General features: G+C 72.9%; 26 protein-coding genes. 17 read left to right on the top strand and 9 right to left on the bottom strand.

Annotation, left to right across the window (positions count from 1 at the left end; translation table 11 throughout):
• The first annotated feature begins 173 nt into the window (after positions 1-173).
• The 3 genes from AB0L74_RS15060 to AB0L74_RS15050 all read left to right on the top strand — a co-directional run bounded on the left by AB0L74_RS15060 (position 174) and on the right by AB0L74_RS15050 (position 3,388).
• On the top strand, positions 174-1,934 hold the full coding sequence (locus AB0L74_RS15060) for a hypothetical protein (protein WP_365650851.1): 1,761 nt from the start codon (positions 174-176) through the stop codon (positions 1,932-1,934).
• Positions 1,921-2,274, top strand: coding sequence for a hypothetical protein (locus AB0L74_RS15055; protein WP_365650848.1), 354 nt, complete (start codon positions 1,921-1,923; stop codon positions 2,272-2,274). Before AB0L74_RS15060 ends, AB0L74_RS15055 begins: the two co-directional genes overlap by 14 nt.
• Before the next feature lie 112 nt (positions 2,275-2,386).
• Positions 2,387-3,388 (top strand): hypothetical protein, encoded by a 1,002-nt coding sequence (locus AB0L74_RS15050; RefSeq protein WP_365650845.1) that lies wholly within the window; start codon positions 2,387-2,389, stop codon positions 3,386-3,388.
• A gap of 79 nt (positions 3,389-3,467) precedes the next feature.
• On the opposite strand, the gene AB0L74_RS15045 is transcribed toward AB0L74_RS15050, so the two are convergent.
• Positions 3,468-3,914: a carboxymuconolactone decarboxylase family protein gene (locus AB0L74_RS15045; protein WP_365650842.1), complete on the bottom strand. Its 447-nt coding sequence runs from the start codon at positions 3,912-3,914 to the stop codon at positions 3,468-3,470.
• Complete coding sequence (locus AB0L74_RS15040; protein WP_365650839.1) at positions 3,911-4,453, bottom strand: carboxymuconolactone decarboxylase family protein; 543 nt, start codon at positions 4,451-4,453, stop codon at positions 3,911-3,913. The genes AB0L74_RS15045 and AB0L74_RS15040 overlap by 4 nt, the downstream gene beginning before the upstream one ends.
• Before the next feature lie 47 nt (positions 4,454-4,500).
• On the opposite strand from AB0L74_RS15040, the gene AB0L74_RS15035 reads away from it, so the two are divergent.
• Positions 4,501-5,892 carry a PLP-dependent aminotransferase family protein gene (locus tag AB0L74_RS15035; RefSeq protein ID WP_365650836.1) on the top strand — a complete coding sequence of 464 codons (1,392 nt, stop codon included), beginning with the start codon at positions 4,501-4,503 and terminating at the stop codon, positions 5,890-5,892.
• 36 nt (positions 5,893-5,928) lie between these two features.
• Here the strand turns inward: AB0L74_RS15035 and AB0L74_RS15030 are convergent, their stop codons facing one another.
• The 4 genes from AB0L74_RS15030 to AB0L74_RS15015 all read right to left on the bottom strand — a co-directional run bounded on the left by AB0L74_RS15030 (position 5,929) and on the right by AB0L74_RS15015 (position 8,419).
• A complete protein-coding gene (locus AB0L74_RS15030; RefSeq protein ID WP_365650833.1) occupies positions 5,929-7,098 on the bottom strand; it encodes a methyltransferase domain-containing protein in 1,170 nt (389 codons plus the stop codon).
• Between the two features lie 106 nt (positions 7,099-7,204).
• The gene (locus tag AB0L74_RS15025) at positions 7,205-7,432 is read right to left on the bottom strand and encodes a hypothetical protein (protein ID WP_365650830.1); all 228 of its coding nucleotides are present in this window, start codon (positions 7,430-7,432) and stop codon (positions 7,205-7,207) included.
• Positions 7,433-7,673: 241 nt separating this feature from the next.
• Positions 7,674-8,228 (bottom strand): hypothetical protein, encoded by a 555-nt coding sequence (locus AB0L74_RS15020; protein ID WP_365650827.1) that lies wholly within the window; start codon positions 8,226-8,228, stop codon positions 7,674-7,676.
• On the bottom strand, positions 8,225-8,419 hold the full coding sequence (locus AB0L74_RS15015; RefSeq protein ID WP_365651194.1) for a hypothetical protein: 195 nt from the start codon (positions 8,417-8,419) through the stop codon (positions 8,225-8,227). The genes AB0L74_RS15020 and AB0L74_RS15015 overlap by 4 nt, the downstream gene beginning before the upstream one ends.
• A 167-nt stretch (positions 8,420-8,586) precedes the next feature.
• On the opposite strand from AB0L74_RS15015, the gene AB0L74_RS15010 reads away from it, so the two are divergent.
• From AB0L74_RS15010 to AB0L74_RS14975, 8 genes are all read left to right on the top strand, one after another.
• Positions 8,587-9,417: a helix-turn-helix transcriptional regulator gene (locus AB0L74_RS15010; RefSeq protein ID WP_365650812.1), complete on the top strand. Its 831-nt coding sequence runs from the start codon at positions 8,587-8,589 to the stop codon at positions 9,415-9,417.
• Positions 9,414-9,617 (top strand): DUF397 domain-containing protein, encoded by a 204-nt coding sequence (locus AB0L74_RS15005; protein ID WP_365650809.1) that lies wholly within the window; start codon positions 9,414-9,416, stop codon positions 9,615-9,617. The genes AB0L74_RS15010 and AB0L74_RS15005 overlap by 4 nt, the downstream gene beginning before the upstream one ends.
• 52 nt (positions 9,618-9,669) lie before the next feature.
• Entirely contained in the window at positions 9,670-9,879 is a 210-nt protein-coding gene (locus AB0L74_RS15000; RefSeq protein ID WP_365650806.1) for a DUF397 domain-containing protein, read from the top strand.
• A gap of 228 nt (positions 9,880-10,107) precedes the next feature.
• A complete protein-coding gene (locus tag AB0L74_RS14995) occupies positions 10,108-11,082 on the top strand; it encodes a hypothetical protein (protein WP_365650803.1) in 975 nt (324 codons plus the stop codon).
• 7 nt (positions 11,083-11,089) lie between these two features.
• On the top strand, positions 11,090-11,605 hold the full coding sequence (locus AB0L74_RS14990; protein WP_365650801.1) for a hypothetical protein: 516 nt from the start codon (positions 11,090-11,092) through the stop codon (positions 11,603-11,605).
• A gap of 243 nt (positions 11,606-11,848) precedes the next feature.
• Positions 11,849-13,300: a glycine hydroxymethyltransferase gene (locus AB0L74_RS14985; RefSeq protein WP_365651191.1), complete on the top strand. Its 1,452-nt coding sequence runs from the start codon at positions 11,849-11,851 to the stop codon at positions 13,298-13,300.
• Positions 13,301-13,413: 113 nt separating this feature from the next.
• The gene (trpS, locus tag AB0L74_RS14980) at positions 13,414-14,427 is read left to right on the top strand and encodes a tryptophan--tRNA ligase (protein ID WP_365650798.1); all 1,014 of its coding nucleotides are present in this window, start codon (positions 13,414-13,416) and stop codon (positions 14,425-14,427) included.
• Positions 14,428-14,596: 169 nt separating this feature from the next.
• Complete coding sequence (locus AB0L74_RS14975) at positions 14,597-15,175, top strand: 2'-5' RNA ligase family protein (protein WP_365650795.1); 579 nt, start codon at positions 14,597-14,599, stop codon at positions 15,173-15,175.
• A 19-nt stretch (positions 15,176-15,194) separates the two neighbouring features.
• Here AB0L74_RS14975 and AB0L74_RS14970 read toward each other — a convergent pair whose 3' ends face one another.
• Both AB0L74_RS14970 and AB0L74_RS14965 read right to left on the bottom strand, forming a co-directional pair.
• Positions 15,195-15,950 (bottom strand): decaprenylphospho-beta-D-erythro-pentofuranosid-2-ulose 2-reductase, encoded by a 756-nt coding sequence (locus AB0L74_RS14970; protein ID WP_365650792.1) that lies wholly within the window; start codon positions 15,948-15,950, stop codon positions 15,195-15,197.
• A gap of 8 nt (positions 15,951-15,958) precedes the next feature.
• Entirely contained in the window at positions 15,959-17,317 is a 1,359-nt protein-coding gene (locus tag AB0L74_RS14965; RefSeq protein ID WP_365650789.1) for an FAD-binding oxidoreductase, read from the bottom strand.
• 280 nt (positions 17,318-17,597) lie between these two features.
• On the opposite strand from AB0L74_RS14965, the gene AB0L74_RS14960 reads away from it, so the two are divergent.
• Genes AB0L74_RS14960 through AB0L74_RS14945 form a run of 4 tightly spaced genes read left to right on the top strand, consistent with a single transcriptional unit; the run spans position 17,598 to position 20,389 of the window.
• On the top strand, positions 17,598-18,089 hold the full coding sequence (locus tag AB0L74_RS14960) for a phosphatase PAP2 family protein (protein WP_365651188.1): 492 nt from the start codon (positions 17,598-17,600) through the stop codon (positions 18,087-18,089).
• Positions 18,082-19,029, top strand: coding sequence for a decaprenyl-phosphate phosphoribosyltransferase (locus AB0L74_RS14955; RefSeq protein ID WP_365650786.1), 948 nt, complete (start codon positions 18,082-18,084; stop codon positions 19,027-19,029). Before AB0L74_RS14960 ends, AB0L74_RS14955 begins: the two co-directional genes overlap by 8 nt.
• Positions 19,023-19,493 (top strand): GtrA family protein, encoded by a 471-nt coding sequence (locus AB0L74_RS14950; RefSeq protein WP_365650783.1) that lies wholly within the window; start codon positions 19,023-19,025, stop codon positions 19,491-19,493. Before AB0L74_RS14955 ends, AB0L74_RS14950 begins: the two co-directional genes overlap by 7 nt.
• Complete coding sequence (locus AB0L74_RS14945; RefSeq protein WP_365650780.1) at positions 19,481-20,389, top strand: YihY/virulence factor BrkB family protein; 909 nt, start codon at positions 19,481-19,483, stop codon at positions 20,387-20,389. The genes AB0L74_RS14950 and AB0L74_RS14945 overlap by 13 nt, the downstream gene beginning before the upstream one ends.
• Here the strand turns inward: AB0L74_RS14945 and AB0L74_RS14940 are convergent.
• Positions 20,343-21,647: a D-alanyl-D-alanine carboxypeptidase gene (locus AB0L74_RS14940; protein ID WP_365650777.1), complete on the bottom strand. Its 1,305-nt coding sequence runs from the start codon at positions 21,645-21,647 to the stop codon at positions 20,343-20,345. The two genes, AB0L74_RS14945 and AB0L74_RS14940, sit on opposite strands and share 47 nt — an antisense overlap.
• Before the next feature lie 172 nt (positions 21,648-21,819).
• On the opposite strand from AB0L74_RS14940, the gene AB0L74_RS14935 reads away from it, so the two are divergent.
• The gene (locus tag AB0L74_RS14935) at positions 21,820-22,059 is read left to right on the top strand and encodes a hypothetical protein (RefSeq protein ID WP_365650774.1); all 240 of its coding nucleotides are present in this window, start codon (positions 21,820-21,822) and stop codon (positions 22,057-22,059) included.
• Positions 22,060-22,094 lie beyond the last annotated feature (35 nt).

Below are 22,094 nucleotides of genomic sequence, written 5' to 3'. Positions count from 1 at the left end.
GGGGCCGGACCGGACCGCGGCCCTCTGTCGAGCCGCTCGCGCCCTGCGGATCGCCCGCGCACCGTACCGACGCGCTCTTGACATTCCGGTTTTGCCGCGCCGCCCGGTCCCCTATGCTGATGGGCCTTCAACTCGCCCGTCACAGGCACACGTTCGCATATCGGGGGAACGGCGTGAGTACCGCACACCTGCCGCAGCAACCACCGCCCGCGGAGCCCGGTCCGCCACCGGAGCCGCCACCCGTCGCACCGCACGCCAGCGAGGCCACCCGGCTGCTCTGCGCGGGCGCCTACCTGGATTCCGGTTACCGCGACCGCGTCATCGAGGAGCTGTACCTCGACGAACAGCGGATCGTCGCGCCCTCGCTCGGCTACGACGCCGCCCGCGTCCTCGCGCACGCGCTGCGCGCCCGGCGGCAGGAACTGCTGTGGGCCGCCGCCGTGATCGGGCTGTGGGTGGTCGGCCTGCCGCTGAGCGGCTGGCTGCTCGCCGGCTTCCTCTGGCCGAGCCTGCTGCTCGCCCTCGCGCCCTGGATCCGGGGCCGGGCCGAGCGGCCCGCCTTCTACCGGCGGATCCCGGCCTTCCTCCTGCGCTGGTGGGGCCGGGTCACCTTCGCGCTGTACCTGATCCTCACGGTCGTCGTCGGCTTCGGGGCCGGCTCCGGCGACGACCCCTCGTACGACGGCTACGACTCCTACGGCTACGGCGGCTCCGACGAGCCGGGCCTCACCGACGTGGTGGTCCCGGCCGCCGACGGCGTCGCCGAGCTGGCCGAGCCGTGGCAGGCGTGGTTCACGCTGGCGGTGTTCGCGCTGATCGCGCTGTGCACGGCCGCGCAGCGCAACCAGTTCGCCCGCGCGCTCGCCGCCGAACTGTCCCCGCGGCGCTTCCCGGACGTCGCCGGCGACCCCGCGGAGCGGGCCGAGGGGGAACGGTTCCGGCGGATGATGCACCGCATCCGGCTGGAGCAGCACGCGCCGCTGGTCATGTACCACGAGGCACACCCGTTCCGCGGCGCGGGAGCGGCGTACGACACCTGGGTGCTCGCCGTGGAGCTGCGGCCGGACGAGGACAAGCCGCAGGAGCCGCTCAGCAACCGCGCGATCCTGGACCGGATCCGCCCCCTGCTCGAACAGTTGCGCGTGCCCGCCGCTTACGCGGGTCCCGGCGTCCGGGACCGGCTGCGCCGGCTGGAGATCGACGAGTGCGTGTTCCTGCCCGCCGAGGGGCTGCTCCGGCGCGACCAGGCCCCCTACGACCCGCAGGAGTTCGAACGGCACCGGGCGCGCGCGGTGGAGGAGGGCGGCGAGAAGCGGCGGCACTTCCTGCGCGTGCGCGTCGGCGGCTGGGAGGAGGAGCTCGTCGTCACGGTCTTCGTGCGCGTCCACACCCAGGGCGGCATGCTGATGCTGGAGATCGCCCCGCATGTGCTGACCCCGGTGCGCGCCGACTTCAAGGACGCCGACCGCGCCTGCCACCGGTTCCGCAACAACAACGCGTTCGGCAAGGCGGCGGGGGCCCTCGCCCTGGTGCCGGCCTCCGCGGGCCGCTCCCTGGCCACCCTCGGACGGGGCCTGGTCTACGGGTGGCGGCTGCTGACCGGCGGCCACGCGGGCGCGCTGCCCGACGGGCCCGCCGTCTCCGTGCGGGAGCTCGCCTCGGCGCCCGTCGGGTCCACCTTCCAGGAGATGGACGTCGCCCGCTACCTGCGCAGCGTCCAGGACCGCATCGGCAACGGGGTGCGGCTGGCGCTGTCCGAGGCCGGGTACGACACCGGCGAGTTCGTGCAGAAGATCGTGAACATCAGCAACGGGGCCGTGCACATCGGCCGGGTCGAGGGGTCCACCTTCGCCGTCGGCGAGCACGCCAGCGCCAGCTCCTCCACCGGCGGCCCGGCGCCGCAGAAGGGATCGTCCAGCGATGGCAAGCGATGAACCCACCGTCCGCATCGGCGACGTGTCGCACAGCACCTTCGCCATCGGCAGCCACGCGCGCGCCGAGAGCCACCACGGGGCCCCGGCCCCGCGGGACGAGGCCGCCGAGGAGCTGCTGAGGGCGGTGCGCGAACTGCGCGCCGACCTGTCCCGGGTGCGGCACAGCGACCAGACGACCCAGCTGGACGAGGCGCTCGCGGAGACCGAGGAGGAGATCACCCGCACCGGAACGGCCGGCCCGGGCCGCCTCCAGCGGCTGCGGGAGGTGCTGACGGACGCCGAGACCGTCCTGACGCTGTTCGCGTCGGCGGGCGCCGTGGCCGGACTGCTGGGGATGTGAGGTCCCCGCGCGGGCCGCAGCGCAGGCCGCGCGCAGGCCGCCGGGACGAGCGCCGGGAGAGCGCGCAGGGGAGGGAGCCCACAAGGGAGCCCACAGGGGAGAGAGGGACGTGATGAGCGGGGGACAGCGGTACTGGAACGAGGAGACCCAGCGCTGGGAGGACGGCACGGCGGGGGCACTCCCCGCTGGCCCACCGCCCCCGCCGCGCCCGGACTTCTCGCCGTCGGCACCCCAGGACCCGGACGGCCACCCGGCCCCGGGCCCCGGCGGCCCGGACGGTCCCAGCGGTACGTGGTCCCTGCCCGAGCCGCCGCACACCGCCCCCTGGCCGCCCACCGAGAGCACGGCACCCGCACCCGCACCGGCCGCGGGCAGCCGCGGGCCCAGCCGCCGGGTGGTGTGGTCGGTGCTGGGCGGAGCCGCCGTGGCCGGTGTCGCCACGGCCCTGGTACTCACCCTGGTGATGGGCGGCGACGGGGACGGCGAGGGCGGCACCCACGGCGGGCCCTCCCCCGTCAGCGCCTCCCCGTCCCTCACCGCCGAGCCCTCGGCACCGGCCGCCGACAGCCCCGGGCCGTCCCCCGACGAGACGGCGACACCGTCCGGCCCGTCCTCCGCGCCGCCCGCCGGATACGAGCTCCACACCGACCCCGAGGGCTTCACCCTCGCCCGCCCCGTGGGCTGGATCCGCGAGGCGGTCGCCTCCCAGCACGGCATCGACGTGGTCACCTACCGCAGCTCCGACGGCGAGCGCCGCCTCCAGATCTTCGAGGTGGCGGAGCCGTCGCCCGACGACTCCTTCGAGCTCTTCCTCTCCGAGGACACCCCCAAGGCGGAGGGCTTCGAGCGGCTCTCCCTGGAGAACCTCGACGACGGCGACTTCACCGGCACCCGGCTCGAATACCTCGCCGCCTCGCTCAAGGGCGGGCCCGACATCGGGACCTGGCACGTCGTCGACCTCCGCTTCCAGGCGGCGGACGGCAAGGTGTACGCGATCGCCGCGTACGGCCCCGACGCGGACGGCCGGGACGACGAACGCGAGCTGGTGCACACCGCCCTCGGCCACTTCTGCCCGCCGTACACCGAGTGCGGCACGGACGCCGGGCCGTTCTGACCCTCCGCCCGCCCCCGCTCCCGGCCCCCCGGCCGGGAGGCGGCGCCCTGGCGCGGCGAGCGGAAGACCTATGCCTGGTTCACCACGGTGCCCCTCCCGGGGGGATCCGCCGGCTCACCATCAGCCGGTTCCAGCCGTTGATGACGGTGATCAGCGCGACGAGATGGGCCAGCCGGGTCTCGTCGAAGTGCTTGGCGGCGTCCTCGTAGACCGCGTCGGGCACGAAGCCGTCCGTCACGACGGTCACCGCCTCCGTCAGCGCGAGCGCGGCCCGCTCCCGTTCGTCGTAGACGTCCCCGGCCTCCTCCCAGGCGTCGAGCAGGTCGAGCTTTCGCCGCTCCACGCCCAGGCCGCGGGCGAGGTCCAGGTGCATGTCCAGGCAGAACGCGCAGCGGTTGAGCTGCGAGGCGCGGATCATGACCAGTTCGGCGAGGGCCGTGTCGCCGAAGCCCTTCTTCGCGGCGGCGCTCAGCGCCCGCATCGCGTCGCGGACCCCCGCGTCCAGCCGGGTGGTACGGGGCGTCACCGGTGCCGCCCCGGCTGGTAGTGGCCCGGGACCATCCGGCACGTCACCCCGAAACGGTTCCAGGCGTTGATCACCGTGATCGCCGAGATGAGCTGCGCCAGCTCGGCCTCGTCGAAGAGGTTCGCGGCCTTGTCGTACACCGCGTCGGGCACGAAGCCGTCCGTCAGGACGGTCACCGCCTCGGTCAGCTCCAGCGCCGCCAGCTCCTTCTCCGTGTAGAAGTGCCGCGACTCCTCCCACGCGCTGAGCTGCACGATCCGCTCGACGGTCTCGCCCGCGGCGAGCGCGTCCTTGGTGTGCATGTCGATGCAGAAGGCGCAGTGGTTGATCTGCGAGGCGCGGATCTTCACCAGCTCGTACAGCGTGTGGTCGAGCCCCCGCCGGGCCGCGGCGTCCAGCCGGATCATCGCCTTGTAGACCTCGGGGGCGTGCTCGGCCCAGTTCAGCCGGGCGGGCGGCTCGGAGGCGTACGGGCGGGAGGCGTCGGTCGTGTGCGTCGGCCCGGCCGGGCCGGCCGTCTGGTCGGGATGCGTCGTCATGCCCTCGACCCTAGGAGCGAAGCAGCCCACGGGTATGGTCCATTCCCATGCCGGAATCCTGGGCCACTTTGGGCATCGACCTGCACCTGGAACCGACCGGTCCGGGGCTGCGCCGCGGACTGACCGACGCCCTGCGCGAGGCGGTGCGCACCGGGCGCCTCGCCCCGGGCACCCGGCTGCCCTCCTCCCGCGCGCTCGCCGCCGACCTCGGCATCGCCCGCAACACCGTCGCCGACGCCTACGCCGACCTCGTCGCCGAGGGCTGGCTCACCGCCCGCCAGGGCTCCGGCACCCGCGTCGCCGACCGCGCGGTGGTGCCGCCGGCCGGCCCGGCCGGGCGCCCCCGCCGCACCGCCCGCCCCGTCTACGACCTGCGGCCCGGCACCCCCGACCTCGCCTCCTTCCCGCGCGCCGAGTGGCTCCGGGCCGCCCGCCGCGCCCTGGCCGCGGCCCCGAACGACGCCCTCGGCTACGGCGAGCCCCGCGGCCGCCCCGAACTGCGCACCGCGCTCGCCGGCTACCTCGCCCGGGCCCGGGGCGTGCGCGCCGACCCCGAACGGGTCCTGGTGTGCGGGGGGTTCGCCCACGGGCTCACATCGCTCGGCGCGGTCCTCAAGGCGCGCGGCGTCCACACCGTCGCCGTCGAGTCGTACGGCCTGCACGTGCACCGGGACCTGCTGGCCGGGGCCGGCCTGCGTACCGAGCCGCTGCCCTTCGACGAACGCGGCACCGACCCGCGGCCGTCGGCGGACGCCGGCGCCGTGCTGCTCACCCCGGCCCACCAGTTCCCGATGGGCGTGCCCCTGCGCCCCGATCGCCGGGCGGCCGTCGTGGACTGGGCGCGGCGCACCGGCGGCCTGGTCCTGGAGGACGACTACGACGGCGAGTTCCGCTACGACCGCCAGCCCGTCGGCGCCCTCCAGGGCCTGGACCCCGACCGGGTGGTCTACCTGGGCACCGCCAGCAAGTCCCTCGCCCCCGGCCTGCGGCTGGCCTGGGCGGTGCTGCCGCCGGGGCTCGCCGAGGAGGCGACGGCGGCCAAGGGCGAGATCGACAGCTGCGGGGTGCTGGACCAGCTCACCCTCGCCGAGTTCCTCACCTCCGGCGCCTACGACCGCCATGTGCGCGCCGCCCGCCTGCGTTACCGCCGCCGCCGGGACGCCCTGGTCGCCGCGCTCGCCGCCCGCGCCCCCGGGGTCCGCGCCACCGGCATCGCGGCCGGTCTGCACGCCGTACTGCGGCTGCCGGCCGGCACCGAGCAGTCGGTGGTCCAGGCGGCGGCCTGGCAGGGCCTGGCCCTGTACGGCCTGTCCCTCTTCCGCCACCCCCGGGCCCGGACCGAACCCCTGGACGCCGTGGTCGTCGGCTACGGCACCCCATCCGACAGCGCGTGGTCGGGGACGCTGGAGGCGCTGCTGCGCGCGCTTCCGGAGCGGTGACGCGCGAACGGCGCTCTCACCGGGAGGCGGGGCCGGTCAGCCTGACGGGAGCACGTGGAGCTGCCGGGCACCCAGGGAAGCGCGCCATCGGCCGCGGGACAGATGGCAGACGCCATCGGGGGTGACGCGGACCTTCGCGCCGAGCAGCGGCAGCGCGCCCTCCGCGGTGAGGCGGTTCCGGATGCGTTCGAGCGCGTTCCACAGTCGTCGCGGTCCGCCCTGGTGGACTTCGGGCGGGCCGGTCCACTCGGCGGTAGCCCGGGCCCATGAACCGTCCGGGTGGACGAGATACGCGGTACGGGTCCGGCCGCCGGTCTCGTAGTCGACTTCCACGCCCGGTGCCGTGACTTCCAGCATGGAACGCAGCTCCCACGCCTTCGCCACGTCCACCACGGGATAGCGGCCCGTGCCGCGTTCGTCCCCCTCTGCGCCGCGCGCCAGGGCGAACAGCTCGGCGAGGGCGGGCGGGTAGTCGTCACCGGACCGGGTGAGCACGAACCCCGCCATGTCCCGCTCCACCCGCCCCACGATGTCACCGGTCCAGTCTTTCCAACCGGTGATGATCAGCGACGTGCGGGCGAGGGTCGTCGCGAGCCGTCCGCCCTCCTCCAGCGCCCGGAACACGGCGCGGAGCCCCGCCCCGGGGGCGAGTGCCACGGTGGAGACGATCCGGTCGTACGTCCCGGGGACATGCTCGGTGGCGTCGGCCGTGATCAACCTCGGGTGGTACCCCATGGACGCGAGCCGTTCCCCGGCGGCGCTCACGAGGTAGGGGTCCACGTCCAGACTCGTCACACACGGGTCGCCGAGCCGGTGACAGGCGTACGCGGCGAGTCCGCCGGCCCCGGTGCCCAGATCCAGCAGGGACAGCCCGTCGCCGAGCCGTCCGTGCCGGAGCATCCGGACCACAAGGCTCGGCGGCGTGGCCGACGACGTGGGCAGCCCCTCGGGCCGGTCCCCGGGCCGGGCGTGGTCGGCGTGCAGTGCGCCGACCCTGGTGACCAGCGACCGGTCCGCGTACGCGGCTTCCTCCCACGCTTCCGGGTCGCTCGGTCCGTCACGCAGGACCCAGTGCCCCGAGCCGTCCACGTCCCACCAGCGCGGGATCAGTGTGTGCCGGGCGGTCTTCGCCACGGGGGCGAGCCACCGGGAATCGGGGTCCGCCACCTCGTGGGCGAGCGCCCGGGCTTTCATCTGCCACACCATGTTGTCGAGCCTCCCAGGCGTCAGTAGGCGGGGTCGCACGCTTGTGTTCCGGCGGGGTGGTGCCCGCCCCTGCCACAGAGCGAGTCCATGTGGCGGGGGCGGAGTGTTAGAGCGGCGGGACGCCGGGGCCGCGCACGACCGCGGCGGCGGACCGGTCACGGCGGGGCACGCCCCACTCGTCCAGGCGCTTGCGAAGCCATCCGGGGTCCACGATGAACTCGCGGGCGAGCGCGGCGGCGGACTCGCCCCTGCGGTAGCGCTCGGTCACTTCCTGGCGGCGCTCGATGAGCCTGGCTTGCGCCGCCTGTACTTCGGCTGTGGTGCGACGGGTCATGGTTCGTCCTCGGAATACTCGGCTACCGGCACGGCGATATCGGTGTGCTGCGTGGAGGGGGCGGCGGGGTACGCCCCAGTCGTCCAGCCGCAGGCGCAACCACGTCTCGGACACGCCCAGGGAGGGGGCCATCCGGGATATGGGTTCGCCGGCCTCATAGCGCTTGATGATCTTGTCTTTGCGTTGGAGGACGGCTTCGCGCGCTTCGGCTCTCTCCGCGTGCGTCGGGCGGCGCACGGTCTTACCTCCATGGATCTTCGGCGAGCACGTACAGCGGGTGGGCGAGCCCGCCGATGCGGTGCGTGAGGGGTTCGCGGGGTGCTTCGGCGTACTGCTGGACGGGAAGCCGGATGGGCCGGACGGACAGGGTGTACGTGCAGTCCGCGTCCAGGGCCGTGACGAACAGCGGCTGCCCGCCCTTGACGTGCTCTCGCGCCGTGCGTTCTTGGTCCGGGTCGGCTGCCCAGTCACGTAACCGGGTGGGCGCGTCCTCGGCGGGACTCGCCTCGCACGCGTTCGCGCGGAACCACGACGACACCCCCGGATCGGGGTCGAGTCCGTCCGCGATACGCCGGGCCTGCCCACGGAGCCACCGCAGCGCGAGCACCGGCGAGATGGTGCGGAAGGTGCCCAGGACGTAGCGCACCTCTCGGCCGGTGCCGCAGACGGCTCCCTCGGCGAGCGCCTCGCATCGGTAACCCGTCGGGTCGGCACCGCCGGGTATGGCGTTCGGGGCGCCCTCGCCCTGGTGGGGGGCGAGCATGTGCTCGACGAACGCGAACGAACGACGGATCACAGCACCTCACCCCGGCTGCGTGCGTTCGCACGGGCCGTCTCCGCCCTCAGTCGCTCTATGCGGTCCGCGGCGCGGACGTACTGCGGGTCGGCGTCCCACTCGGCCCCGCCACAGACCGGGCGCAGTGCCCAGTACGGGCCGGCGACTCCCCGGAACTCTCCAACCTGGTCGTCCCGGCTGGTGTCCACCATGAGTGAGCCGGGTTCGGGCACGCGGGCGGACTTGTTTGTGGGAACCTTCTGCGCAGACACCGCCGCTCCTCTCCGTAGTGCTTCCACTACTCGGGGCGGCCTAGCGTGTCGAAGCCCGGCACGGTCTTCAACTTGCGCATTTTGCTCGAAGAGTTAAGGAACCAGGGATGGTCAACCGAAAGGAACTGGACCCCGGCACCTCGCCGTTAGCGGCGTTTGGCCAGCGTCTGCGGCACCTTCGGGACGAACGGGGGTGGACGCAGGAAGAGCTGGGTGCACGCATGGGGTGCACCGGGACGCACATTTCGGCCGTGGAAGTCGGTCGTCGCCCTCCAACTCAGCGCTTCGCGATCAGTGCTGATAGAGCGTTCGGAACCGGCGACATGTTCCAGCGCATGGTGCATGCCCTACAGAACACGGCCCTGCTGGAGGGGTTTCCGGAGTACGTGCGGCAGGAGATACGGGCCGCAGAGATCAGACTCTTCGAACTCGGGATCGTTCCGGGCCTGCTCCAGACACCGGAGTACGCGGCAGCCATCGCCACGGGTGCCGTGCGGCGGGGTGCGATCACAGAGCAGCAGGCGGAGGAACGGCTGACCCTCCTCGTCGAGCGGCAAGCGTCGCTGGAGCGGACACCCCCGCCGTTCGTCTACGCGGTGCTGGACGAGAGTTGTATCCGGCGACCAGTCGGCGGGACGGGGACCATGGCAGCTCAGCTGGACAAGCTCATTGCCTTCGCCGAGCTGCCTAACACCGTGCTCCAGGTCGCGCCGTACGAACTCGGCGAGCGACGGCCGTTTGACTTGCCGGTCAGGCTGGTCACTCTGGCCGACCGTTCGATGATCGCGTACGCAGAGTCCGCGATGCAGGGGCATGTAGACCGAGATACCGGGGTCGTTCTGCCCATGCTGACCGCCTACCATCAACTACAGGCCGAAGCCATGCCCCAAGCGGCATCCGTGGCCATGATCGAGCAGCTTCGAAAGGGCGCACCGTGACCGATCCGCAGTTCTTCAAGTCCTCCTACAGCAGTAACGGCGGCGACTGCATTGAGGTCGCGGCCAACCTTGCCGTCTCGCACGGCATCGTCCCCGTCCGTGACTCCAAGAACCCGAGGGGCCCGGTACTGGACCTCCCCGCCAACGCGTTCGCGTCCTTCGTGGCAGGCGTCAAGGCGGACGGGTTCCGCACACTCTGACAGGGCCTCACAACGACGATGCCGTGATCTGCCAGTTGCGAAAGGGCACCCCGTGACGACCGAATCCCCCCGTTGGTTCACGTCCTCCTACAGCGGCAACGGCGGCCAGTGCGTCGAGGTTGCCACGAACCTTGCCGCCGCACACGGCATCGTCCCCGTCCGTGACTCCAAGAGCCCGAGGGGCCCGGTGCTGGGCTTCCCCGCCGACGCGTTCGCGTCCTTCGTGGCAGGCGTCAAGGCGGACGGGTTCCGCACCCTCTGACGACCACAACGTCACCATGGCGTCAGCCCCGCCACGCCCCCGTGTGGGGAGCGAGGCGGGGCTTCGTCATGCTGGTGAACATGGCCGCCGCCTGCCCCTGCCCCTGACCGGCCGGACCGAGTAGCTTCTCACCACACGGCGCATGTCGGGGGGATGAGTGACATGAGCACTGACGGCGGGACCGCTCAGTCCCGGTTGAGGGGAACGTTATTACGCCTCTGCGCGTGGGTGGTGCAGCTGTCCGGCGGGGCCATGGTGAACGTCGGCTTCGTGGTGTGGTTGAGTAACCGCGAGGCTCCGCAGGACAACATCTTCGTGCGCGGGGACCCGTACGGTATGCACCCGCCGGTCCTGGCGCAGATCGTCGAGTTCACCGCACGGCACCCGTGGCTCACCGGGGGCTTCATGTCCGCCCTGGTCACCCTGCTCGGCGGGGCTGTGTTCAGTGTCGGGCGGGGTATCGGCCGCCGCAGCCGGCGCCACTTCGTGACGATCATCCGGTCTCCCGCCGAGCTCGCCGGCGTACCGTTCGTCCTGTACCTCAGGTCGTTCACGGACGACCCCGCGCGGCGCAAGGGGGACATCAACACCATCCGCGGTGTCGGCGGGATGCTGGGTGACCTGACGCTCTCGCCGCTGAGCGAGGAGGAGCAACTCGCCGCCGTCCTGGCGAAGGTCGCCCCCATGGTGGCCGTCGGCCGCCCGGGCGAACCGCTCCCCGAGGTCGGGGCCGGGCGCATGTACCTGCCGCTGGACGCCTGGCAGGAGCCGGTGCGCGAACTCATGCGCCAGGCGCGGCTGGTCGTGCTGGCGCTGGGCCCGGGGCCCGGGACCATGTGGGAGCTGGTCGAGGCCGTGCGGCTGGTGCCGCGCGAGCGGCTGGTCCTGCTCGTACCGCTGGAACGGGAGGGGTACGAGGAGTTCCGGCAGGCCTTCAGGGAAGAGTCGCGCGCACGGTACGGGAGGACGGTCGCGGACCTGCCCGATCACCCGCCCAAGCCGGACGGCCTCCTCGCTCAGGGGCGCCTCGGCATCAAGAGCCTGATCTACTTCTCGGCGGAGGGGGAGGCCACCTTCGTCCTGCTGGACCAGGTGCGCGCCGGGCACGTCAATCAGGCGTACAAGCGGTTCGAGCACGCTCTGGGCCCGGTGCTGCGGCGGGCGGCGGATCAGCCCCGGCGAAGCCGGCGCGGCAGGAGGTGACGGGGCGATGACCGACGTCGGGGAAGCTCTCTGGAACGCCTCTGTCCGTCCCGCCGACTACGCCGCGGGGAACGAGCGGTACCAGGCCGCCGTGCTGGAGCAGTACAAGTTGTGCGTGGAGATGGCGGACCGGGTCAGCTCCCGCCGAAGCCTCACCAACACCTTCTTCCTCTCCCTGAACAGCGCGGTCGCCGCGACCCTGGGGGCCCTCGGCGGCGGCCTTGCGCGCGCGCCCTTCTGGCTGCTGCTCGGCGGTGCGGTCGTCCTGCTCACCCAGTGCGTCGCCTGGTTTCTGATCATCCGCTCGTACCGTCTGCTCAACGCGGCGAAGTACGCGGTGATCGGCGCCATCGAGGAGCGGTTGCCCGCGTACGCCTACTCCCGCGCGGAGTGGAAGGCCCTCGGCGAGGGCAAGGACTGGCGGAAGTACATGCCCTTGACGCACGTGGAGCAGTGGGTGCCCCTCGTCTTCGCGCTGACGTACCTCCTGGGCTTCTTCGCCGCCGTGCGGTCCGGCGCGTGAGTCCGGTGACCTCCCGCCGCCGGCGTGATCCCCCGAGCCCCGCCGCACGTCCCGCCGCCCGCATGGTGGACGCCCGGCTACGGCCCCGGCATGCCGCCCGGTAGGCTGGCCGCGGGCCGTGACTGGCGCGCTGGGATGGGACCGACCATCGGGGAGCGGCCCCCGGGCCCGGCCGGGCCCGGCACGAGTGCCGTGCGCCTGGGCCGTACCGTGAACGCCGAACGCCACGTCCCGGAGGTCCCGATGTCCGCCGAGCAGCCGCTCTCCACCACTTCCACCGCCTACCGCGCCGCCCTCGACGTGATCCGCGCCGTCGAGCCGCGCGTCGCCGACGCCATCGGCCAGGAGGTCGCCGACCAGCGCGAGATGCTCAAGCTGATCGCCTCCGAGAACTACGCCTCCCCGGCCACCCTGCTGGCCATGGGCAACTGGTTCAGCGACAAGTACGCCGAGGGCACCGTCGGCCGCCGCTTCTACGCCGGCTGCCGCAACGTCGACACCGTCGAGTCCCTGGCCGCCGAGCACGCGCGGGAGCTCTTCGGCGCCCGCCACGCCTACGTCCAGCCGCACTCCGGCATCGACGCCAACCTCGTCGCCTTCTGGGCCGTCCTCGCCGACCGCGTAGAGGCCCCGTTCCTGGAGAAGACCGGCGCCCGCCAGATCAACGACCTCTCCGAGGCCGACTGGGCCGAGCTGCGCCAGGCCTTCGGCAACCAGCGCATGCTCGGCATGTCCCTGGACGCCGGCGGCCACCTCACCCACGGCTTCCGCCCGAACATCTCCGGCAAGATGTTCGACCAGCGCTCCTACGGCACCGACCCGGCCACCGGCCTGATCGACTACGACGCCCTGCGCGCCCAGGCCCGCGAGTTCAAGCCGCTGATCATCGTCGCCGGCTACTCCGCCTACCCCCGCCTGGTCAACTTCCGGATCATGCGGGAGATCGCCGACGAGGTCGGGGCCACGCTCATGGTCGACATGGCCCACTTCGCCGGCCTCGTCGCGGGCAAGGTCCTCACCGGCGACTTCGACCCGGTCCCGCACGCCCAGATCGTCACGACGACCACCCACAAGTCGCTGCGCGGCCCGCGCGGCGGCATGGTCCTGTGCGACGACTCCCTCAAGGACCAGGTCGACCGCGGCTGCCCGATGGTCCTCGGCGGCCCGCTCCCGCACGTCATGGCCGCCAAGGCCGTCGCCCTCGCGGAGGCGCGCCAGCCCTCCTTCCAGGACTACGCCCAGCGCATCGTCGACAACTCCCGCGCCCTCGCCGAGGGCCTGATGCGCCGCGGCGCCACCCTGGTCACCGGCGGCACCGACAACCACCTCAACCTGATCGACGTCGCCACCTCCTACGGCCTCACCGGCCGCCAGGCCGAGGCCGCCCTGCTGGACTCCGGCATCGTCACCAACCGCAACGCCATCCCCGCCGACCCCAACGGCGCCTGGTACACCTCCGGCATCCGCGTCGGCACCCCCGCGCTGACCACCCGGGGCCTGGGCACGGCGGAGATGGACGAGGTCGCCGGCCTCATCGACCGGGTCCTCACCAGCACCGAGCCCGGCACCACCAAGTCCGGCGCCGCCTCCAAGGCCGCCCACGTCCTGGACGAGAAGATCGCGGACGAGATCTCCCGCCGGGCCACGGACCTGGTGGCCGGCTTCCCGCTGTACCCGGAGATCGACCTCGGCTGAGACGCCCCCGGCGAGACGTCCGGACAGGGACGCGGGGGACCACGCGACCGGCCTCCACGGTCCGCGGTTTCCCGCGCGCCGGACCTCCCGCGCTCTCTGAGAGAATATGGGGCATGGCCTCTGATCGACCCCGCGTGCTCTCCGGAATCCAGCCCACCGCCGGTTCGTTCCACCTCGGCAACTACCTCGGTGCCGTCCGCCAGTGGGTGGCCCTCCAGGAGACCCACGACGCGTTCTACATGGTCGTAGACCTGCACGCGATCACGGTTCCGCAGGACCCGAAGGAGCTGCGCGCCAACACCCGGCTCGCCGCCGCCCAGCTGCTGGCCGCCGGGCTGGACCCGGACCGCTGCACGCTCTTCGTCCAGAGCCACGTCCCCGAGCACGCCCAGCTCGCCTGGATCATGAACTGCCTCACCGGCTTCGGCGAGGCCGGCCGGATGACCCAGTTCAAGGACAAGGCCGCCAAGCAGGGCGCCGACCGCGCCTCCGTCGGCCTGTTCACCTACCCGGTCCTCCAGGTGGCGGACATCCTCCTCTACCAGGCGCACGAGGTCCCGGTCGGCGAGGACCAGCGCCAGCACATCGAGCTGACCCGCGACCTCGCCGAGCGCTTCAACGGCCGCTTCGGCGAAACCTTCACCGTCCCCAAGCCGTACATCCTCAAGGAGACGGCGAAGATCTACGACCTCCAGGACCCGGCGGTGAAGATGAGCAAGTCGGCGTCCACGCCGAAGGGCCTCATCAACCTGCTCGACGAGCCGAAGGCCACCGCGAAGAAGGTCAAGAGCGCCGTCACCGACACCGACACCGTGATCCGCTACGACGTGGAGAACAAGCCGGGCGTCAGCAACCTCCTCACCATCTACTCCACCCTCACCGGGGCGGGCATCGGGGAGCTGGAGGAGAAGTACGCCGGCAAGGGCTACGGCGCGCTCAAGACGGACCTCGCCGAGATCATGGTCGACTTCGTCACGCCGTTCCGGGAGCGCACCCAGCAGTACCTGGACGACCCGGAGACGCTCGACTCGGTCCTGGCCAAGGGCGCGGAGAAGGCACGGGCGGTCGCCGCGGAGACCCTCGCGCAGGCGTACGACCGGGTGGGGTTCCTGCCCGCCAAGCACTGACCGCGTACCACCGGGCACGGGTCACCACCACCTGTTGCCACACATCACCACGGCTGCGCCTGCCCACGGCACGGTCGTGGCCGTACAGTCGATAACCGAGGGGCCGCGCCCGCGGCCCCTCCTGCCCGCCGCCGAGACGGGCAGCGCCGACAGAACGACAGGAGACGACGTGGGGACCGTAACGATCGGCGTGTCGATCGCGGTCCCGGAGCCGCACGGCAGCCAGCTCCAGCAGCTGCGCGCGGGCTTCGGCGACGCCGCGGCTCACGGCATCCCCACCCATGTCACCCTGCTGCCGCCCACCGAGGTCGACCAGGCGGCGCTGCCCGCCATCGAGACGCACCTCGCCGAGGTGGCGGCGGCCGGCCGGCCCTTCCCGATGCGGCTGTCCGGCACCGGCACCTTCCGCCCGCTGTCGCCGGTGGTCTTCGTGCGGGTCGTCGAGGGCGCCGAGGCGTGCACCTGGTTGCAGAAGCAGGTCCGCGACGCCTCCGGCCCCATGGCCCGCGAACTGCAATTCCCGTACCACCCGCACGTCACGGTGGCGCACGGCATCGACGAGGCGGCGATGGACCGCGCCTTCGAGGAGCTCGCCGGCTACGAGGCCGAGTGGCCCTGCACCGGGTTCGCCCTGTACGAGCAGGGCGCCGACGGCGTGTGGCGCACCCTGCGCGAGTTCCGCTTCGGCCGGCCCGTGGTCCCGCCCCAGACGGCCCGGAACCGCCGCGGCACCCTGCCCGCCTGCTAGCCCCCTTCCCCCGGGCCCCTCAGACGGGCAGCCGCCGGAACACCGCCCGCGGCAGATGCCGTACGGCCGACATCACCAGGCGCAGGGAGCCGGGCACCCACACCGTCTCCGAGCGGCGGCGCAGGCCCAGCTCGATCGCGGCGGCGACCGCCTCCGGGGTGGTGGCGAGCGGCGCCTCCTCCAGCCCCGCGGTCATCCTCGACCGCACGAACCCGGGGCGCACCACCATCACGTGCACGCCCGTGCCGTGCAGCGCGTCGCCCAGCCCCTGCGCGAAGGCGTCCAGGCCGGCCTTGCTGGAGCCGTAGATGAAGTTGGCGCGGCGGGCCCGCTCGCCGGCGACGGAGGAGAGCACGACCAGGGAGCCGTGCCCCTGCGCCTGGAGCGCGGCGGCGCTCACGAGGCCCGCCGAGACCGCGCCGGTGTAGTTGGTCTGCGCGACCCGCACGGCGCTGACCGGCTCCCGCTCGTCGTGGGCCTGGTCGCCGAGGATGCCGAAGGCGAGCAGCACGAGATCGATGTCGCCCTCGGCGAAGACCTTGCCGAGCACCGCCTCGTGGGACTCCGGGTCGAGCGCGTCGAAGGCGACGGTGCGGACCTCCGCGCCGAGGTCGCGCAGGCCGGCCGCGGCCCGCTCCAGGGCGGGCGACGGGCGTCCGGCCAGCCAGACCGAGCGGGTGCGGCGGGCGACCAGGCGGCGGGCGGTGGCCAGCGCGATCTCGGACGTACCGCCGAGGACGAGCAGGGACTGGGGGATGCCGAAGGCGTCCTTCACGGCGGCTCCTAGAGGGTGAGTCGGCGGGACAGGTCCGAGGTGAACACCCCGCGCGGGTCGAGCTCGGCGCGCAGCGCGCGGAAGTCGTCCAGGCGCGGGTACATAGCGGCGAGCAGGTCGGGCCGCAGCCGGGAGTCCTTGGCGAGGTACACCCGTCCGCCGGCGGCGGCGACCTCCTCGTCCAGCTCGTCCAGGAGGGCGCCGAGGCCGGGCAGCCCGGCGGGGATGTCCAGGGCGAGCGTCCAGCCGGGCACCGGGAAGGAGAGCCAGCCCGGGTCGGCGTCCCCGAACCGTTTGAGGACGGCCAGGAAGGACGGGCAGCGGTGCTCGGAGATGCGCCGCACGATCCGGCGCAGGGCGTCCTCGCGGCCGTAGCCCACCACGAACTGGTACTGCACGAAGCCGCCGCGGCCGTAGACCCGGTTCCAGTGGGGGACGCCGTCCAGGGGGTGGAAGAAGCTCGCGAGCCGCTGGAGCCGGCCGGTCCGGGCACGCGGCGCCTTGCGGTACCAGACCTCGTTGAACAGGCCCACGGTGGTGCGGCTCAGCAGGCCCTCCGGCACGGCGGCGGGGGCGGCCGGGAAGCGGGAGGTGCGGAAGGCCAGCGGGTCCCTGCGGGCGCGGGCGCCCCTCGGCAGCGCGTCCAGCGGGGCGTGGTCGCCGCGGGTGAGGACCGCGCGGCCGGTCGCGGCGCCCCGGGCGAGCAGGTCGATCCAGGCGACCGAGTAGCGGTAGCGGTGGTCGGTGGCGGTGAGGCGGGCCATCAGGTCGTCGAGGTCTCTCGCGCGTTCGGTGTCGACCGTCATCAGCGCCGTCTCGACCGGCTGGAGGCGCACCGTCGCGGTGAGGATCACGCCGGTCAGGCCCATGCCGCCCGCGGTCGCGTCGAACAGGGGGGTGCCGGGCGTCACGGTGCGGATCTCGCCGTCGGCGGTGAGCAGCTCGAAGGCCAGCACGTGCCGGGAGAAGGAGCCCGAGACGTGGTGGTTCTTGCCGTGGATGTCCGCGCCGATGGCGCCGCCGACCGTGACGTAGCGGGTCCCGGGCGTCACCGGCACGAACCAGCCCAGCGGCAGCAGCACCTCCATCAGGCGGTGCAGGGAGACCCCCGCGTCGCAGAGCACGGTGCCGCCGTCGGCGTCGATCGCGTGGACGCGGTCCAGGCCCGTCATGTCGAACACGGCACCGCCCGCGTTCTGCGCCGCGTCCCCGTACGCCCGCCCCAGGCCCCGGGGGATGCCGCCGCGCGCCCCGCACTCCCGGACCGCAGCCGCGGCCTCCTCGTAGGTCGCGGGGCGGACCAGCCGGGCGGCGGTGGGGGCGGTGCGGCCCCACCCGGTGACGGAAACGGTGGTGTCGGCAGACATGCCGGTGACCGTATCGCCACCCATGGCCTGATTGGTTGAGAAACATTAACTCTCTACCCGAAATGGGTGATTAATGGGATGTCGCTCAATATTGCCGGAGTTTTGAGCGGAGTTCCCGCGGGGCCGGGGTGAACAGTGAGTCCGCATGGACCACCAGGACCACCAGGACCGCCAGGACGGCCGGTTCGACCAGTTCGACCAGTTCCACCCGAACGACCAGAGCGACCAGAGCGACCAGAGCGACCAGAGCGACCAGCACGACCAGCACGGCGACCCGACCATGGACCACCGGATCGTGACGGCGCTCAGGGCGTGCGGCGGCGACCCGCGGGTGGCCGGTGCCGCACGCGCCCTGTCCTGGGCGGGGGAGCACGGCGCGCTGTGGGTCGCGGCGGGTCTCGCGGGGGCCGCTGCGGACGGCGCGCGGCGCGGCGCCTGGCTGCGCGGCACCGCGCTCGTGGCGGGCGCGCACCTCGTCAGCATGGGCGTGAAGCGGGTCGTACGCCGTCCGCGCCCCACGCATGTCGAGCCGCTGGTGAGCACCGCCGGCCGGCACTCCTTCCCCAGCTCGCACGCCACCTCGGCCGCCGCGGCGGCCGTCGCCTTCGGGGCGCTCGGCGCGCACGCCGTGCCGCCGCTCGCCGCCGCGGTGTGCCTCTCCCGGCTGATCGCCGGCGTCCACTACCCCTCGGACGTCGCGGCGGGCGCGGCCCTCGGCGCGCTCACGGCCCGGCTCGGCGCCCGCTGGATGCGGGGAGGAATCCGTGACTGAGACCACGATCCTGCGGCAGCGCACCCGCGAGGAGCCGCCGCCCCCGCCGCCCCGCACCGGCAACCTGCTCACCGGCCTGCTGCGGACCGCCCGTCCCAAGCAGTGGGTGAAGAACGTCCTCGTCGTCGCCGCCCCGGCCGCCGCCGGCGAACTGTTCTCGCTCCCCGCCCTGGCCCGCCTCGCGCTCGTCTTCGTCCTGTTCACCGCGTGCGCCGCCGCCGTCTACCTCGTCAACGACGCCCGGGACGCCGACGCCGACCGCGCCCACCCGGTCAAACGGCACCGCCCCGTCGCCGCCGGGCAGGTCCCCGTCCCCGTCGCGTACGCCGCCGGCGGCGCCCTCATGGTCCTCGCGCCCGCCGCCGCGGCCTGGCTGTGCGCACCGTCCGTCGCGGCCCTGCTGACCGCGTACACGGGCCTGCAACTGGCGTACTGCGTCCGCCTCAAGCACGTCCTGGTCGTCGACCTCGCCGTCGTCACCACCGGCTTCCTGATGCGGGCGGTGGTCGGCGGGCTCGCCCTCGGCATCCCGCTGTCCCGCTGGTTCCTGATCACCACCGGGTTCGGCGCGCTGTTCATGGTGTCGGCCAAGCGGTACTCCGAGGCCGTGCAGATGGCCGGGAAGGCGGGCGCCACGCGCGCCCTGCTCACCGAGTACACCACCGGCTACCTCCGCTTCGTCTGGCAGCTCGCCGCCGGTGTCGCCGTCCTCGCCTACTGCCTGTGGGCGCTGGAGGAGGGCGGGGTGCCGCACGCCAGCGTGCTGCCCTGGCGGCAGCTGTCCGTGGTCGCCTTCGTCCTCGCCGTCCTGCGCTACGCCGTCTTCGCCGACCGGGGGACGGCGGGCGAACCCGAGGACGTCGTCCTGCGCGACCGCGCCCTCACCCTCATCGGTGCGGTGTGGGCGGCCATGTACGGCCTGGCGGTGGTCAATTGGTAGGCCGCCGACGGGAACTGGCCGGGTTCGCCGCGGCCGGTCTCGTGGCCTACGCCGCCGACCTCGGCCTCTTCACGTATCTGCGCGGCCCCGCCGGTCTCGGCCCGCTCACCGCCAAGGCGCTGTCCTTCGTCGCGGGCTGCTCGGTGGCGTACGCGGGCAACGCCCTCGGCACCTACCGGCACACCCGCGTCCGGGGCCTGCGCCCGTTCGCCGTCTTCGTCGCGGTCAACCTCGCCGGGGCCGCCGTCCAGCTGCTGTGCCTGGCCGTGAGCCACTACGGCCTCGGCCTCACCTCGCGGCGCGCCGACACCGTCTCCGGAGCGGGCATCGGCATGGCGCTGGCCACCCTTCTGCGTTTTTGGGGCACTAGAACACTGGTCTTCCGCGGCGAACGGACCGGGCGGACCGAGCGGAGCGGGCGGACCGAGCGGACAGGGGGCAGGGTCGGATCATGGACTGGCTGAAAAGGCTCCCCGTCGTGGGGCCCTGGGCGGCGCGGCTGATGGCCACGCACGCGTGGCGGTCGTACGAACGGCTGGAGCGGGTGAAGTGGACGCGGCTGGCCGCCGCGATGACGTTCACCAGTTTCGTCGCGCTGTTCCCGCTGCTGTCCCTGGCCGCCGCCATCGCCGCCGCCACGCTCAGCGGCAGCCAGCAGGACCGGCTCCAGGACAAGATCGCCGAGCAGGTGTCGGGCATCGCCGACCAGCTGGACATCGAGGGCCTGGTGCAGAACGCCGGCACCGTCGGCCTGATCGCGGGCGCCCTGCTGCTGTTCACCGGCATAGGGTGGATCGACTCGGTCCGGGGCTGCCTGCGCGCGGTGTGGGAGCTGCCCGACGAGGAGGATAACCCGGTGCTGCACCGGGCCAAGGACGCCGGCATCCTCGTCGGACTCGGCGGCGCGCTCCTGGTCACCATCGCCATCTCCACCGTCGCCTCCGCGCTGGTCGGCTGGATCATCCGCCGGCTGGGCATGGCCGACGGCGGCTTCGGCGGGGTGCTGCTGTACATCGCCGCGTTCGCGGTCGCGGTGCTCGCCGACTTCCTGGTCCTGCTGTACGTCCTGACCCTGCTGCCGGGCGCCGAACCGCCGCGCCGCCGCCTGGTGGTGGCGGCGCTGACCGGCGCGGTCGGCTTCGAACTGCTGAAGCTGCTGCTGAGCGGCTATATGCAGGGCGTCGCCGCGAAGAGCATGTACGGCGCGTTCGGCGTCCCCGTCGCCCTGCTGCTGTGGATCAACTTCACCTCGAAACTGGTGCTGTTCTGCGCCGCCTGGACGGCGACCGGCAGCAAGGAGGAGACCGCCCGGGTCACCGGCGGCGGCGCACCAGATCCGGCAGCGGCCAGCGGCGGTTGACGAGGAACACGCCGCCCGCGAGCAGCGCCAGCAGCCCGCCGGTGACCGCCAGCGCGGTCCCCATGCCGCCGGTGCCCGAGGCCGCCGTGGCGCTCGCCACCGCCTCGGTGCCCGCCAGGCCCCGGCCGGTCCCCGCCTCGGTGCCACCGGCCTCACCGGCGGCGCCGCCGCCCGGCTTCCCGTCGGTCCGCGCCCCCTTCGGGGGCACCAGCTCGCCCACCGGCTCGACCTTCCCGGCCGCCTTGAAGCCCCAGTCGAACAGGCGGGCGGTCTCCTTGTAGACCTCGTTGTGCTCCTTCTTCTCCGGGTGCATCACGGTGACGAGCAGCACCTTGCCGCCGCGTTCGGCGACGCCGGTGAAGGTGGCGCCCGCGTTGGTGGTGTTGCCGTTCTTCACACCGGCGATGCCCTGGTAGACGTCCATGTCGTAGTCACCGGTCAGCAGCCGGTTGGTGTTCTGGATCTCGAAGGACCCACGGACCGTCTTGCCCTTCTTGTCCTTCTTCGTCTCACCGGGGAAGGTTGCGCTGACCGTCGAGCAGTACTCGCGGAAGTCCTTCTTCTGGAGCCCGGAGCGGGCGATCAGCGTCAGGTCGTACGCGGAGGAGACCTGCCGCGGCGCGTCGTAGCCGTCGGGGCTGACCACCTCGGTGTCGAGGGCCTGGAGCTCCTCGGCGTGCGCGTTCATGTCCCGGACGGTCTCGGCCACGCCCTCGTTCATCGAGGACAGCACGTGCACGGCGTCGTTGCCGGAGCGCAGGAACACACCGAGCCACAGGTCGTGGACGGTGTACGTCTCGTTCTCCTTGATCCCGACCAGGCTGGAGCCGGCCCCCACGCCCGCGAGGTCGGCGGGCGTGACCTTGTGCGTCATCGTCTTGGGGAACTTCGGCAGCAGCGTGTCCGCGAACAGCATCTTCAGCGTGCTCGCCGGGGCCAGCCGCCAGTGCGCGTTGTGCGCGGCGAGCACCTCGCCGGACTCGGCGTCGGCCACGATCCACGACCGGGCGGTGACGTCCTTGGGCAGCACCGGCACACCGCTCGCCAGGTTGACCTGTGTCCCGGGCCGCCCGAGCCGGACACCGCCCACGGTGGACATCTGCGCCGGGGGAGTGGCCGAGGGGCTCGCCGAGGGGCTGGCCGACGGGCCCGGGGCCGCGTGCGCGGCGGGAGCGGTCAGCGCGAGCGGCGCGGCGGTGGACAGGACGGCGGCGGTGAGCGCCAGGGATCGCCTGGCGGCCTTCTTGGGTGCGGGCACGACCGAGAACGTACCTGCCGTGAGCGGGGAAGTCCCGCTCCGCTGCCCACCCCGGGGCCGGAACCGGACAAGCGGTCGCGATACTGGAGACATGCTGTGCTCATCCGGGGGACAACCCCCGGGCCCCCGGCCGGCCGCGGGTGCACGGCGCTGCGAGGAAAGGTCCGTTGTCGTGAAGCTCAGCCGCCCCGTCTCCTGGTTCCTGCTCGTCTTCGGGGTGTGGAGCTGGGTCATCTGGATCACTTTCGTCAAAAACCTGATCAAGGACAGCAGTGGGCTCGCGTTCGAGGACGGGGACCCGACGGCCTACTTCTGGGTCCATCTGCTGCTGGCCGTCGTCTCCTTCGTATGGGGGACGGTCATCGGGGTCATCGGGTTGCGCGGAGTGCGCGCACTGCGCCGCACGTCATAGACGCCACGTCACCGGCGTCACAACAGAGGGGGTAC

This window comes from Streptomyces sp. NPDC052020, from assembly GCF_040680575.1.
In the GTDB taxonomy this organism is placed as follows: Bacteria; Actinomycetota; Actinomycetes; order Streptomycetales; family Streptomycetaceae; genus Streptomyces.
Note: the sequence above shows the minus strand (reverse complement) of the source record. Positions and strands in the feature narration are given on the sequence as shown.